We start from the raw sequence: 12,642 nt of genomic DNA, 5'->3' as shown, positions 1-12,642 counted from the left end.
TTCCGACCGGTCCGGCGCCCTGGCAAGGCCGCTCCCACAGACACCGCGCAATGCCGACGTTCAGCGTCGTGCCTGTGGGCGTGGCTCCCAGTGTGATCTACCGCCCGAAGCGCATCGGCCAGCCCACCACCTTCTTCGCCCGTGGCGTGGCATAGGTACGCACCTTGGAAGTGCTCAAGCCCATCCGCACCAGCGACTCGGCGATGGTCACCGCCGCGCTCACCCCATCCACCACCGGTACCCCGGTGCGCTGGCGGATCTGTTCGTCGAGCCCGGCCATGCCGCCGCAGCCGAGGCAGATCACCTCGGCCTTGTCGTCACGCACCGCCCGTTCGGCCTGGTCGACGATGGCCTCCACCGCACGCCGCGGGTCGGCCTCCAGCTCGAGCACGGCCAGGCCGCTGGCGCGCACCGAGGCGCAGCGCTCGTACAGGCCGGAGAGCTTGAGGCGGTCCTCGATCAGCGGCACCGTGCGGTCCAGGGTGGTCACCACCGAGTAGGCGTGGCCCAGGTACATGGCCGTGCTGGCGGCGGCGTCGGTGATGTCCACCACTGGTACGTCGAGCAGCTCCTGCAGGCCTTCGCGGCCATGCTCGCCATAGCCGGCCTGGATCACCGCATCGAACGGTTCCTCGTAGGCCAGCACCCGGTCCATCACGGCGATGGCTGCCAGGTAGCTCTCGAAATTGCCCTCCACCGACTCGGCGCCGAACCAGGGGGTCAGGCCGACGATCTCGGTGCCGGGCGCCGCGACGCTGCGTGCCTGCTCGGCGATGGCTGCGGTGATGGCTTCGGTGGTGTTGACGTTGGCGATCAGAATACGCATGGACAGTCCTCCTTGATCAGTGGCTGCTGGAGTCGACGGCGATGCATTCGCCGCTGACGTCGTGGTATTGGCGGTTGCGTGGGGCGAGCAGCAGGTAGAGGGCGGCGGCGGTGCCGGCGCCGATCAGCCAGGAGAACGGCGCGACGCTCTGGAAGTTGGGCACCAGGGCCAGGACGATGGCCAGCAGCGCGGTGGGAATGAAGGCGGCCACTGCCCGCAGGTTGATGCCACGGCTGTAGAAATAGGCCCCGGCCGGGTTCTCGCTGTACAGCTCCGGCACGTTGATGCGGCCTTTGCGCAGCAGCCAGTAGTCGGCCATGATCACCCCGTACAGCGGGCCGAGCAGGGCGCCCAGGCCGGAGAGGAAGTACACGATCACCAGCGGGCTGTTGTACAGGTTCCACGGCAGGATCAGCACCGCCAGGGTCGCGCTGATGAGCCCGGCGCGGCGGAAGTTGAGATGGCGTGGCGCCAGGTTGCTGAGCACGAAGGCCGGGGCGACGAAGTTGGCCATGATGTTCACCGCCACGGTGACGATCAGGAAGGCCAGGCAGCCGAGCACCAGGAACGGCGTGTTGGGAATGGTGGCGACGATCTGGGTCGGGCTGTCGATCACCTGGCCGTTGATCTGGAACTGCGCACCGCACAGCACCACGGTGATGGTGGCGAAGACCAGGATGTTCACCGGCAGGCCCCAGAAGTTGCCGACGCGGATGGTCTTGCGGCATGGCGAGGAGCGGGCGAAGTCGCAGAAGTTCAGCACCAGGGTGCCGTAGATCGCCAGCCACAGGGCGCCACCGGCGAAGATGTTGCGCCACATCTCGTAGCCGGTCAGGGGGTCGGCCACCGACCAGGCGATGCGCGCGTCGGCCTGGAAGTACATCCACACCGCCAGGCTGGCCACGGTCAGCAGGATCACCGGGCCGGCGAAGGCTTCGTAGCGGCGCACCATTTCCATGCCGTAGGCGAGGATCACCAGCTGGACCATCCAGATCGCCACGAAGCACACCCAGCCCAGGGTCGACAGCCCCAGCAGGCTGTCCTGGTCATAGGCGGCCACCTGTGGCCAGACCGCAGTGAGCAGGACCCGCAGCACCACCGAGGCCAGGTAGGTCTGGATGCCGAACCAGGCGATGGCGATCACTGCACGGATCAGCGCCGGGATCTGCGCGCCGTGGATGCCGAAGGCGATACGGCTGATGACCGGGAAGGGCACGCCGGTCTTCTGCCCCATGTAGCCGGACAGGTTCATGAAGAAGTACACCAGCGCCGCGCCGATCGCCAGCGACAGGAGGATCTGCCAGCCCCCCAGGCCGAGGGCGAACAACCCCATGGCGAAGGAATAGTTGGCGATGTTGTGCACATCGTTGGTCCACAGGGCGAAGATGCTGTAGCGCCCCCAGCGCCGGCCTTCGAGGCGGGTCGGGGCGAGGTCGTGGTTGTGCAGGCGAGGGCTTAGTTCAACTTCTGGCAGTCGCTCGGCGAGTGGGGTGGGGTGGGTGCTGGCAACGGATAGTTCAGGGGCAAGGTCGAGGCTGGTACTCATTCCGGCAGGCTCCTGATGCGCGTGGACTGCGATGAGCGGGCATGCGCACGGGCTCGCCATCTCGTCGGTGCAGCGTTGGCATCACTGGGTTCTGGGCGCAACGGCCTGTGTGAGGGCAGGCGCTGCGGGTTCTTGTGTATTTATGTTTTGTTTAAGTTGTATACAAAACATGAACACACAAAAGCGAGTTCCATGCCAGGCGAACAACAAACAGTCCGGTGGCCATTATTTTGAATCTATCTTGTTGAAAGATAAGTAGATGAATTAAGGGGAATATAAATTGACCAAATGAACAGGTTTTATTTTTGATGTAGATGATTACTTGATCATTTGGTCAAATTTTTAGGCGGGAAGTGTGTAACTTAATAGGGCGTTACCGTAGAAAGTGCACACAAAAATGGCACTTATGGTGACAATGTTGTGTACAAAAAATCGCCGACCGTTTCATCCTTTGAATGGGGCTGCTGAGGCTATCGCCGTGCTCAATCCATCGGCGGCAGCCGCCGTTTCACCGGTGTCTTCTTGACGATCGCGGTATTGGTCTCGGCCAGCAGGTTGAGGCGGTCGAGCAGGGTGTCGAGTTGCTCCATGGAGCGCACATGCATACGCGCGATGAAGCAATCTTCGCCAGTCACCTTGTCGCATTCGGTGAACTCCGGGATCGCGATGATCTGCCGTTCGACCTCCTGCAACTGGCCGGGCAGCGGGTGGATGCGCACGATGGCCTGGAGCTGGTAGCCGAAGCTGCGTGGGTCCACGTCCACGGTGTAGCCGCGCAGCACGCCGCGTTCTTCCAGGCGGCGCAGGCGTTCGCTGACGCTGGGCGCGGACAGGCCGCTGATCTGTGCCAGCGCCTTGAGCGAACGTCGGGAGTCTTCCATCAGGGCATGGATCAACAGTTGGTCGATGGCGTCGGTCATGAGTGCCTCGTCAGGTGATTCGTTGAATGTACCTTGATAGTAAAGGTGAGGCAGCGCTAACACCTTCGTTATCCGCTGGAAGGTCGCCTTTTGCCTTGCGCATACTAAGGCCATCTTCGACGGGAGGTGTGAGATGGACAATTCATTGCGTCGCGGCTCGCTGGAAATGATCGTCGCCATGCTGATCTCCGGGACCATTGGCTGGTTCGTGCTGGTATCGGGGCAACCGGTGCTGGAGGTGGTGTTCTGGCGCTGCCTGTTCGGTGCCGGCACCTTGCTGCTGATCTGCGCTGCCATGGGCTTTCTCAAACCCGGCATCCTGACCCGTGCGACTTTCCTGATGGCGCTGGCCAGCGGCGTGGCGATCGTCGGCAACTGGGTATTGCTGTTCGCCTCCTATTCGAGGGCGTCGATCGCCATCGGCACGGCGGTGTACAACGTCCAGCCATTCATGTTGGTGGGGCTGGCGGCGATCTTTCTCGGCGAGAAGATCACCGTGCCCAAGGTCACCTGGTTGAGCCTGGCCTTTCTCGGCATGCTGGCCATCGTCAGTGCCCATGGCAGTGGCCAGGCCGGGGCCGGCAGCTACCTGCTGGGCATCGCCCTGGCCTTGGGCGCGGCGTTCCTCTATGCCGTGGCGGCGCTGATCGTCAAGCGCTTGAGCGATACGCCGCCGCACCTCATCGCTTTGGTCCAGGTCATCACCGGCGTGTTGCTGCTGGCGCCCTGGGTCGGGCTGGGCGGTTTGCCGGGCGAGTTGCCGGCGCAGGCCAGCCTGGTGACACTGGGTATCGTCCACACGGGTCTGATGTACGTGCTGTTGTACAGCGCCATCCAGCGCCTGCCCACGGCGTTGACCGGCGCGCTGTCGTTCATCTACCCGGTCGCGGCGATCCTGGTGGACTGGTTCGCCTTCGGGCACCGTCTGACGCCGTTGCAGTGGCTGGGTGTGGCGGCAATCCTGCTGGCGGCGGCGGGGATGCAGCAGGGGTGGTGGTTCAGGCCAAGGGTGGCTGCAGTGAAGGGCCAGTGAGGCTGCGTAGCGCCCTCCAGGGTCAGCACCTGTGAAACCGGTTAGAATGCCGGCTTTTCTTTGCTTGCGACCCTGCCATGACCTCGCCGATCCACACCCTCGAGCAACACCTGCTCGCCGCCCTCGACCCCGCGCCACAGGAAACCCGCCGTCTGTTCCATGGCCGCGGGCGCTGCTGGCCTGGCCTGGAGCAGATCACCGTCGACTGGCTGCAGGGTGTGCTGTCGGTGGCGTTGTTCCGTGAGCCGGCCGAGGGCCAGCTGGCGGAACTGGAGCACATGCTGCGCGCCCTCGCCGAGCGCCCGCAGTGGAGCGGTCAGGCGATCCTCATCCAGCACCGCTACCTGCCAGACAGCCCCGGCCAGTGGCTGCTGGGCGAGCCTTGCCAGCAGCACGAAGTGGCCGAAGATGGCCTGAAGTACCTGCTCGACCTGGGCGTGCGGCAGAACAACGGCCTGTTCCTCGACATGCGCTACGGCCGGCGCTGGGTGCGTGAGCAGGCAGCAGGCAAGCGGGTACTCAACCTGTTCGCCTACACCTGTGGCTTTTCGGTGGCGGCGATTGCCGGTGGGGCCGAGCAGGTGGTCAACCTGGACATGGCCAAGGCGGCGTTGGCTCGAGGGCGTGAAAACCATCGGCTCAACGGCCATGACGCTTCCCGGGTCGCCTACTTGGGCCATGAGCTGTTCAAGTCCTGGGGCAAGGTACGCAAGTACGGGCCGTACGACCTGATCATCATCGACCCACCGACCTTCCAGAAAGGCAGCTTCGTGCTGACCCAGGACTACGCGAAGATCCTGCGGCGCTTGCCAGAGCTGCTGACGGAGGGTGGTACGGTACTGGCCTGCGTGAACGACCCTGGCATCGGGCCGGCGTTTCTCATCCAGGGCATGGCCGAGCATGCACCGGCGCTGGTGTTCGTGGAACGGTTGGAGAATCCGCCGGAGTTTCCAGATGCGGATCCAGCGGGCGGGTTGAAGGCGCTGGTGTTCCGCCAGCAAGGCTGAAGCGGGGCGCACAGCGCCCCTGCCAGGCCTTAGTTGCTGGTATAGATCTGGTCGAACACCCCACCATCATTGAAGTGGGTCTTCTGCACGGTGCGCCAGTCGCCGAAGGTCTTCTCCACCGACAGGAAGTCGACTTTCGGGAAACGGTCGGTGTACTTGGCCAGCACGGTGGCATCGCGTGGGCGCAGGTAGTTCTGCGCGGCGATTTCCTGGGCCGCCGGCGACCACAGGTACTTGAGGTATTCCTCGGCCACGGCGCGGGACTTCTTGCGCTCCACCACCTTGTCGACCACGCTCACCGGCGGCTCGGCCTCGGCCGATACGCTCGGGTAGACCACCTCGAACTGTTCGCGGCCGAACTCACGGGCGATCATCTCGGCCTCGTTCTCGAAGGTCACCAGCACGTCGCCGATCTGGTTGGTCATGAAGGTGGTGGTGGCGGCGCGGCCGCCGGTGTCGAGTACCGGCGCCTGCTTGAACAGCTTGCCGACGAACTCGCGGGCCTTGTTCTCGTCACCGCCTTGCTTGAGCACATAGCCCCAGGCCGAGAGGTAGGTGTAGCGGCCATTGCCCGAGGTCTTGGGGTTGGGCACGATCACCTGCACGCCGTCCTTGAGCAGGTCGGGCCAGTCCTTCAGCGCCTTGGGGTTGCCCTTGCGCACGATGAACACGGTGGCCGAGGTGAACGGCGCGCTGTTGTTCGGCAGGCGGGTCACCCAGTCGTCCGGTACCAGTTTGCCGTTGTCGGCCAGGGCGTTGATGTCGGTGGCCATGTTCATGGTGATGACATCGGCTGGCAGGCCATCGATCACCGCCCGTGCCTGCTTGCTCGAGCCGCCGAAGGACATCTGCACGTTGACCTTCTCGTTGTGCTCGGCCTCCCAGTGCTTCTGGAACGCCGGGTTGTAGTCCTTGTAGAAGTCGCGCATCACGTCATAGGACACGTTGAGCAGTGTCGGCGCGGCATGGGCCAGGTTACCGAGGGCCAGGCCTGCGGCGAGCAGTGAGGCACTGAAGAGTTTTTTCACAGGGCATTCCTTGTTCTAGTTCAACGAGTTGGCGATATGCCCGCGACTATAGCGGGTGGTTGATTGGCGCTTAAAGACTAAAAAGGTCTTTGCTTATACATTCCTGGCCTAGATCTGTTCACCTCGCCCGTCATTGTTTGGGGAACAGCGCATTGCCGCACCGCGAGCAGAACGCGGCGCCATGTTCATGGTGCGTCTTGGTGCAAGTAGGGCAGTCGTGCTGCAGATGTTCGCCACGCAGGGCGTTGGCCAGCTCGGCAGTGAAGATCCCAGTCGGCACGGCGATGATCGAGTAACCGGTGATCATTACCAGCGATGACAGCACCTGGCCCAATGGTGTCTTCGGCACGATGTCGCCGAAGCCTACCGTGGTGAGGGTGACAATAGCCCAGTAGATACCCGTGGGAATGCTGGTGAAGCCGTGTTCAGGGCCTTCAATCACATACATCAGGGTGCCGAACACAGTCACTAGGGTCGACACGCTGACCAAGAACACGATGATCTTCTGCTTGCTGCCCTGCAACGCGGCCAGCAGATAGTGAGCTTGTTTCAGGTAGGGGCTGAGCTTGAGCACACGGAAGATCCGCAGCATGCGGATGACTCGAACGATCAGCAGATACTGGGCATCGCTGTAATAAAGTGCGATGACCCCTGGGACGATCGCCAGCAAATCGACCAGGCCGTAGAAGCTGAAGGCGTAACGTAAGGGCTTGGGCGAGCAGTGCAAGCGCGTTAGGTACTCGATCAGGAAAATCCCGGTGAAGGCCCATTCGATACCGGCCAGCAGGCCTGCGTAGTCACGGTGGACTTCGTCGATACTGTCGAGGATCACCGTCACCAGGCTGGCGAGGATGATCAACAGAAGGATCTTGTCGAAACGTCGGCCGGCGACGGTGTCGGTCTGGAAGACGATGATGTAGAGGCGTTCTCGTAAGGGTTGCGAGGCTTGCGGGGTAGACATGAGGTCGATGGGGGCTGATGGGAACGGTACAAGACTAGAAGCCAGGCCTGGCCGTATGCAAGGGTGAAGGACCGGCACGGCTGATAAAAATGCCAGTTGTAGGTGTTGAAAAGGGGCAGGAGAATCCTGGAAGCGACGATAGGGAGAGAAGTCATGCATCTTCGGAGCCAGCAGCCTGATCGATCATTTCCTGAGTCAACACGATACTTCTACGAAAAAGACGGTAGGGCCGTTGAGTGGGGGGAGCAGGGCACAGTACGGGTGGTATGGGCAGGCGAGGCGTTGTTGGCGCTGGAGTCGAAAGACTCGGACCGAGTATTGCTGGCCATCGATGCATCTCGGTCGTTACTGGGCCTTTGGCGATCCTCGCAACTTCTCTGGACCCGCTACACCCCTTACGGCCATCGCGGCAGGTTCGAGGCGAGCCATATGGGGTTCAACGGACAGTGGCTCGACTGCCCGACGGCAGGTTACCTGCTGGGCAATGGTCATCGCCTGTACAAGCCTGCCTTGATGCGTTTCGTCAGCCCGGACAGCCTGAGCCCCTTCGGTAGTGGGGGAAGAAATGCCTATGCCTACTGTCAGGGAGATCCTTTGAATCGAACGGATCCAACGGGTAGAAGCGCCTTTTGGTTAATGTTCAGGGACAGAGTGGGCAATCGGGTATCCGTGGCTCCAAACCCGATCGCCGTCAGCAGGCCTCAATCAACGATTCGCATGACGCGCACTGGCATCCAGGTAAAACTGAAGGCTAGAGATGTTGGAAGAATGGTGGTCAATGCTGAACGATCGAGCGAGGGGGTGAGCATTCCGCTGAACGTGGGGTTTGAGAATATCCAGAGCTCTACGATGACGATCAATAAAGATGGAGTCGTCTGGAGACACACTCTCAGGGACGCCATGAACGTGGGAGTTGATTCAGCCACTGGCAGGTCGTCCAGTGGATTGAAGTTTGACCTTTCCTATGAGCACATAAGGGCGAGAACGACGAAGCTCAGTTTCACCGGAGCAGAAGTGACGCTAGGTTGGTGGGACGTTGCTGGCATGGGTAAGAACGCAATCATTGAAAGCGCACATTCTCTTGTTTCCAACATACGTCAGTCATGACGAATGATGCCCTCCCGAGGTCAGGCATCTTCGGTCGTTCGTATGACACCCACGCCCGCCCTGGCGCCATGCTGTCGTGCAGGGAGCATACTCACAAGGGCAGCGCATGTACCTTGTGGAAGTACAGGCGATCAGGATCCGCCATCGGGCAAGGTTTCGTTGGCACGGGCATCCAGTCGCGCGCCATGCAAACACCAGCAGGCGAGTACGAACGGTGCGGTGAGGCCAGGGATGGAGCACATCACCATGATGTACTGCAGCGCAATCGCCAGCATGATTGCCATCAGTGGTCGCCAGGGAGGTGTGCGCTCCCGTCCGAAGGCCAGCGCAGCCAGCGCGGCATTGAAGCCGAACAACCCCTGCCAGGCGGATTGCGCTTCGCCGGCCAGCAATGCCGCGCCACCGCCGATGGCCGAGCCGAGCAGGGCCCAGACGGCCGCATAGGGGTTGGCGATGAACAGGCCGATGGCGATCAGCAGGCCGGCCAGTGGGTTGTCCAGCAGGAAGATCTGGCCCAGGCCACGGAGCAGGGCATACAGCGGATTGGCCTCGACGTAGGTACTGAGCAAGGGGCTGGCCAGCAGCAGGGTGCCCCAGCCCAGCAGCACGAAGGGGGCGGTATAGGCGATCAGCAGCTTGCCTCCGCGCTTGCGCCACTGGTGGGTGAGGATACTGGACAGGCCACCGGCGGCGATGATCAGTGGCGGCAGGATAGCCGACCAGGGCAGCACCGCGCTGATCAGGATGCCGATCAGCACGCCGTTGTAGCAGTACAGGCCAGCCTGACGGTCGGTGCGGTCGTAGCCGCGGCGTTGGGCGGTGAGCAGGCCGGCCAGGGCGCCGAGCAGGGCACCGCCGACCAGCGCGGGGGCGGTCAGCAGCAGCGCCAACAGGCAGCACAGGCCGCACAGCGGGTTACGTAGCAACAGCACCTGGCTGAAGCCATTGAGCAGGGCCGTGGCCCAGTCGGGGCACGGGTTGACGAAATTCTTGGTGTACATGGGCAGTCGATGAGGTGGATGGGAAGCGGTGGGCCTCTGTCGGGCCTCGGGTTTTCCGCATTGTTCGTGGTTGCTGCCAGGTCCTCGCATTGGGGCTGCTTGGCAGCCCATCGCCGGCAAGCCGGCTCCCAGGGTCCGAGTCGATCACACATGATGTGGCTTGCAGGGCCGTGTGGGAGCGGGCTTGCCGGCGATGGGGCGCGAAGCGGCCCCAGATGAACGTACTGACCGGCTCAGACCAAGGTTTCGATCCGCAGGGTATTGGTCGTCCCCGGCTTGCCGAACGGCACACCGGCGGTGATCAGCAGCGTGTCGCCACGGCTGGCCATGCCTTGCGCCTGGGCGATCTCCAGCGCGGTCGAGCAGATCTCGTCGACCTGGCGCAGGCGATCGTTGACCACCGAGTGCACGCCCCAGGTCACGCTCAGGCGGCGGGCGGTGGTCAGGTTCGGTGTCAGGTTGAGGATCGGCGCCCGTGGTCGCTCGCGGGCGGCGCGCAGGGTCGAGGCGCCCGACTCGCTGTAGTTGACCAGCACCGCCACTGGCAGGATGCTGCTGATACGGCGGATCGCGCAGCTGATGGCATCCGACACCGTGGCCTCGGCCTTGGGACGGCCGACGTCGAGCTGGGCCTGGTAGTCCGGGCCGTTCTCCACCTGGCGGATGATCTTGCTCATCATCTGCACGGCTTCCAGCGGGTAGTCACCCGAGGCGGTCTCGGCCGACAGCATCACCGCGTCGGCACCCTCGGCCACGGCGTTGGCCACGTCGGTGACCTCGGCGCGGGTCGGCGCCGGCGAGAAACGCATGGACTCGAGCATCTGCGTGGCCACCACCACCGGCCGGCCGAGCTGGCGGCAGGTGCCGATGATCTGCTTCTGGATCTGCGGCACGCTTTCGGCCGGCACTTCCACGCCCAGGTCGCCACGGGCCACCATGATCGCGTCGGAGCGCTCGGCGATCGCTTGCAATTGGGCCACCGCCGAAGGCTTCTCGATCTTGGCCATCAGATAGGCACGGTCGCCGATCAACTGGCGCGCCTCGGAGATGTCCTCGGGGCGCTGCACGAACGACAGCGCCACCCAATCCACACCCAGCTCCAGGCCGAAGGCCAGGTCGCGGCGGTCCTTCTCGGTCAGCGGGGAGAGGTCGAGCACCGCCTGGGGCACGTTGACGCCCTTGCGATCGGACAGCTCGCCGCCGGCCAGCACCTCGGTGTCGATGGCATCAGGGTGCTTGGCGGTCACCCGCAGGCGCAGCTTGCCGTCGTCGAGCAGCAGGTCCATGCCCGGCTCCAGGGCCGCGATGATCTCCGGGTGGGGCAGGTTGACCCGACGGCTGTCGCCCGGGGTGGTGTCCAGGTCCAGGCGCAGGGCCTGGCCACGCTGCAGCTGGACCTTGCCGTCGGCGAAACGGCCCACGCGCAGTTTCGGCCCTTGCAGGTCCATGAGGATGCCCAACGGGTAGTTCAGCTGCTGCTCCACCTCGCGGATCCACTGGTAGCGCAGGGCATGGTCGGCGTGTTCGCCGTGGCTGAAGTTGAGGCGGAAGATGTTCACCCCGGCCTCGACCAGTTGACGGATGTCGTCGACGCCTTTGATCGCAGGGCCGAGGGTGGCGAGGATTTTGACTTTCTTATCAGGCGTCATGATTGCGGGCTCTCGAGGATCAGGATGGCGCGGAAGTCGTTGACGTTGGTGCGGGTCGGCTCGGTGACGATCAACGCCTCCAGCGCCGCGAAGTAGCCATAGCCGTTGTTGTTGTCCAGCTCGTCGGCGGCCGACAGGCCCAGGGCCTCGGCGCGGGCGTAGCTGTCCGGGGTCATGATGGCGCCGGCGTTCTCCTCGGAGCCGTCGATGCCGTCGGTGTCACCGGCCAGGGCGTACACGCCGGGCAGGCCCTTGAGGCTTTCGGTCAGGCTGAGCAGGAACTCGGCGTTGCGCCCGCCGCGGCCGTTGCCGCGCACGGTGACGGTGGTCTCGCCGCCGGAGAGGATGATGCACGGTGCCTTGAGCGGCTGCCCATGCAGCACGATCTGACGGGCGATACCGGCATGGACCTTGGCCACCTCGCGCGACTCGCCTTCCAGGTCGCCGAGGATCAGCGGGCTGAAACCTGCCTGGCGCGCCTTGACCGCCGCGGCCTCCAGCGACTGCTGGGGCTTGGCGATCAGTTGGAAGTGGCTGCGCGCCAGGGCCGGGTCGTCGGCCTTGACGGTTTCCGAGGCCGGGTCGTTGAGCCAGTCGATGACCGCCTTGGGCGCGTCGATGGCGTAGCGCTTGAGGATGGCCAGGGCATCGGCGCGGGTGCTCGGGTCGGCCACGGTGGGGCCGGAGGCGATGACCGTGGCCAGGTCGCCCGGTACATCGGAAATCGCATAGGTGTAGACCGTGGCCGGCCAGCAGGCCTTGGCCAGGCGCCCGCCCTTGATCGCCGAGAGGTGCTTGCGCACGCAGTTCATCTCGCCGATGGTGGCGCCGGACTTGAGCAGGGCCTTGTTGATCTGTTGCTTGTCGGCCAGGGTCAGGCCTTCGGCGGGCAGTGCCAGCAGGGCCGAGCCACCGCCGGAGAGCAGGAAGATCACCCGGTCGTCTTCGCTCAGGTCGCTGACCAGTTCGAGCACGCGCTTGGCCACGGCCAGGCCGGCGGCATCGGGGACGGGGTGGGCGGCTTCGACCACCTCGATCTTCTGGCAGTTGGCGCCATGGCCGTAGCGGGTCACCACCAGACCGGAGACTTCGCCTTGCCAGCTCTTCTCGACTACTTCGGCCATGGCCGCGGCGGCCTTGCCGGCACCGATGACGATGACCCGGCCGGTGCGGTCGGTGGGCAGGTGGGGTTCGAGGACCTGGCGGGGGTGGGCGGCGGCGATGGCTGTGTCGAACAGCTCGCGGAGTAGTTTTTGCGGATCGACCGACATGGCAGGCTCCCAAATTATTGTTGTTCTGCAGAATCGAAAACGCCCCCGGATCTGCCTCCGTGCAGGCCGAACCAGGGGCGGTCTTCCAGCTGCAAGCTTCGAGCTACAAGCCGCAAGAGAACGCAGGGCTGCTTCTACTTGCCGCTTGAAGCTTGCCGCTTGAAGCTCACTTGTCGTCGCGGATCGAGAAGTTGGCCATGTGCTCCAGGCCTTTGATCAGCGCCGAGTGGTCCCAGTTGCCGCCGCCGAGGGCGACGCAGGTGCTGAACACTTGCTGGGCGTTGGCGGTGTTG

At 63.8% G+C, this 12,642-nt stretch carries 11 protein-coding genes and 1 pseudogene; 3 read left to right on the top strand and 9 right to left on the bottom strand.

Features of this window, described 5'->3' with window-relative positions:
• Window positions 1–97: 97 nt before the first annotated feature.
• The 3 genes from NJF35_RS22690 to NJF35_RS22680 all read right to left on the bottom strand — a co-directional run bounded on the left by NJF35_RS22690 (window position 98) and on the right by NJF35_RS22680 (window position 3,292).
• Window positions 98–826 (bottom strand): aspartate/glutamate racemase family protein, encoded by a 729-nt coding sequence (locus NJF35_RS22690; RefSeq protein WP_225789256.1) that lies wholly within the window; start codon window positions 824–826, stop codon window positions 98–100.
• A gap of 16 nt (window positions 827–842) precedes the next feature.
• A complete protein-coding gene (locus tag NJF35_RS22685; protein WP_225789255.1) occupies window positions 843–2,372 on the bottom strand; it encodes an NCS1 family nucleobase:cation symporter-1 in 1,530 nt (509 codons plus the stop codon).
• A gap of 482 nt (window positions 2,373–2,854) precedes the next feature.
• Window positions 2,855–3,292, bottom strand: a complete 438-nt coding sequence (locus NJF35_RS22680) for an Lrp/AsnC family transcriptional regulator (RefSeq protein ID WP_225789254.1) — start codon at window positions 3,290–3,292, stop codon at window positions 2,855–2,857.
• Window positions 3,293–3,425: 133 nt separating this feature from the next.
• On the opposite strand from NJF35_RS22680, the gene NJF35_RS22675 reads away from it, so the two are divergent.
• The gene (locus NJF35_RS22675) at window positions 3,426–4,325 is read left to right on the top strand and encodes a DMT family transporter (protein ID WP_225789253.1); all 900 of its coding nucleotides are present in this window, start codon (window positions 3,426–3,428) and stop codon (window positions 4,323–4,325) included.
• Window positions 4,326–4,402: 77 nt separating this feature from the next.
• Window positions 4,403–5,332, top strand: a complete 930-nt coding sequence (locus tag NJF35_RS22670; RefSeq protein WP_225789252.1) for a class I SAM-dependent methyltransferase — start codon at window positions 4,403–4,405, stop codon at window positions 5,330–5,332.
• Window positions 5,333–5,361: 29 nt separating this feature from the next.
• On the opposite strand, the gene NJF35_RS22665 is transcribed toward NJF35_RS22670, so the two are convergent.
• Both NJF35_RS22665 and NJF35_RS22660 read right to left on the bottom strand, forming a co-directional pair.
• Window positions 5,362–6,360 carry a sulfate ABC transporter substrate-binding protein gene (locus NJF35_RS22665; RefSeq protein ID WP_225789251.1) on the bottom strand — a complete coding sequence of 333 codons (999 nt, stop codon included), beginning with the start codon at window positions 6,358–6,360 and terminating at the stop codon, window positions 5,362–5,364.
• A gap of 130 nt (window positions 6,361–6,490) precedes the next feature.
• Window positions 6,491–7,321 (bottom strand): ion transporter, encoded by an 831-nt coding sequence (locus tag NJF35_RS22660; protein ID WP_225789250.1) that lies wholly within the window; start codon window positions 7,319–7,321, stop codon window positions 6,491–6,493.
• A 153-nt stretch (window positions 7,322–7,474) separates the two neighbouring features.
• Here NJF35_RS22660 and NJF35_RS22655 point away from each other — a divergent pair, with 153 nt between their 5' ends.
• A complete protein-coding gene (locus NJF35_RS22655; RefSeq protein WP_225789249.1) occupies window positions 7,475–8,428 on the top strand; it encodes an RHS repeat-associated core domain-containing protein in 954 nt (317 codons plus the stop codon).
• A 131-nt stretch (window positions 8,429–8,559) separates the two neighbouring features.
• On the opposite strand, the gene NJF35_RS22650 is transcribed toward NJF35_RS22655, so the two are convergent.
• The 4 genes and pseudogenes from NJF35_RS22650 to NJF35_RS22635 all read right to left on the bottom strand — a co-directional run.
• Complete coding sequence (locus NJF35_RS22650; protein WP_225789248.1) at window positions 8,560–9,429, bottom strand: urea transporter; 870 nt, start codon at window positions 9,427–9,429, stop codon at window positions 8,560–8,562.
• 233 nt (window positions 9,430–9,662) lie between these two features.
• Window positions 9,663–11,078, bottom strand: a complete 1,416-nt coding sequence (gene pyk, locus NJF35_RS22645) for a pyruvate kinase (RefSeq protein WP_225789247.1) — start codon at window positions 11,076–11,078, stop codon at window positions 9,663–9,665.
• Complete coding sequence (locus tag NJF35_RS22640; RefSeq protein ID WP_253081461.1) at window positions 11,075–12,349, bottom strand: glycerate kinase; 1,275 nt, start codon at window positions 12,347–12,349, stop codon at window positions 11,075–11,077. Before NJF35_RS22640 ends, pyk begins: the two co-directional genes overlap by 4 nt.
• 166 nt (window positions 12,350–12,515) lie before the next feature.
• Window positions 12,516–12,642: pseudogene (locus NJF35_RS22635) on the bottom strand (2-hydroxy-3-oxopropionate reductase); the annotation flags it as partial.

Origin of the sequence: Pseudomonas guariconensis, assembly GCF_024127895.1 — a bacterium.
Classification (GTDB): Bacteria; Pseudomonadota; Gammaproteobacteria; order Pseudomonadales; family Pseudomonadaceae; genus Aquipseudomonas; species Aquipseudomonas guariconensis_B.
The sequence above is the reverse complement of the archived record's forward strand: the minus strand, read 5'-3'. Positions and strand labels throughout refer to the sequence as shown.

Bases quoted from the DNA above. Each gene is read 5' to 3' on its own strand.
- NJF35_RS22690 (WP_225789256.1), bottom strand. From the start codon at position 826: ATGCGTATTCTGATCGCCAACGTCAACACCACCGAAGCCATCACCGCA.
- NJF35_RS22685 (WP_225789255.1), bottom strand. From the start codon at position 2,372: ATGAGTACCAGCCTCGACCTTGCCCCTGAACTATCCGTTGCCAGCACC.
- NJF35_RS22680 (WP_225789254.1), bottom strand. From the start codon at position 3,292: ATGACCGACGCCATCGACCAACTGTTGATCCATGCCCTGATGGAAGAC.
- NJF35_RS22675 (WP_225789253.1), top strand. From the start codon at position 3,426: ATGGACAATTCATTGCGTCGCGGCTCGCTGGAAATGATCGTCGCCATG.
- NJF35_RS22670 (WP_225789252.1), top strand. From the start codon at position 4,403: ATGACCTCGCCGATCCACACCCTCGAGCAACACCTGCTCGCCGCCCTC.
- NJF35_RS22660 (WP_225789250.1), bottom strand. From the start codon at position 7,321: ATGTCTACCCCGCAAGCCTCGCAACCCTTACGAGAACGCCTCTACATC.
- NJF35_RS22655 (WP_225789249.1), top strand. From the start codon at position 7,475: ATGCATCTTCGGAGCCAGCAGCCTGATCGATCATTTCCTGAGTCAACA.
- NJF35_RS22650 (WP_225789248.1), bottom strand. From the start codon at position 9,429: ATGTACACCAAGAATTTCGTCAACCCGTGCCCCGACTGGGCCACGGCC.
- pyk (WP_225789247.1), bottom strand. From the start codon at position 11,078: ATGACGCCTGATAAGAAAGTCAAAATCCTCGCCACCCTCGGCCCTGCG.
- NJF35_RS22640 (WP_253081461.1), bottom strand. From the start codon at position 12,349: ATGTCGGTCGATCCGCAAAAACTACTCCGCGAGCTGTTCGACACAGCC.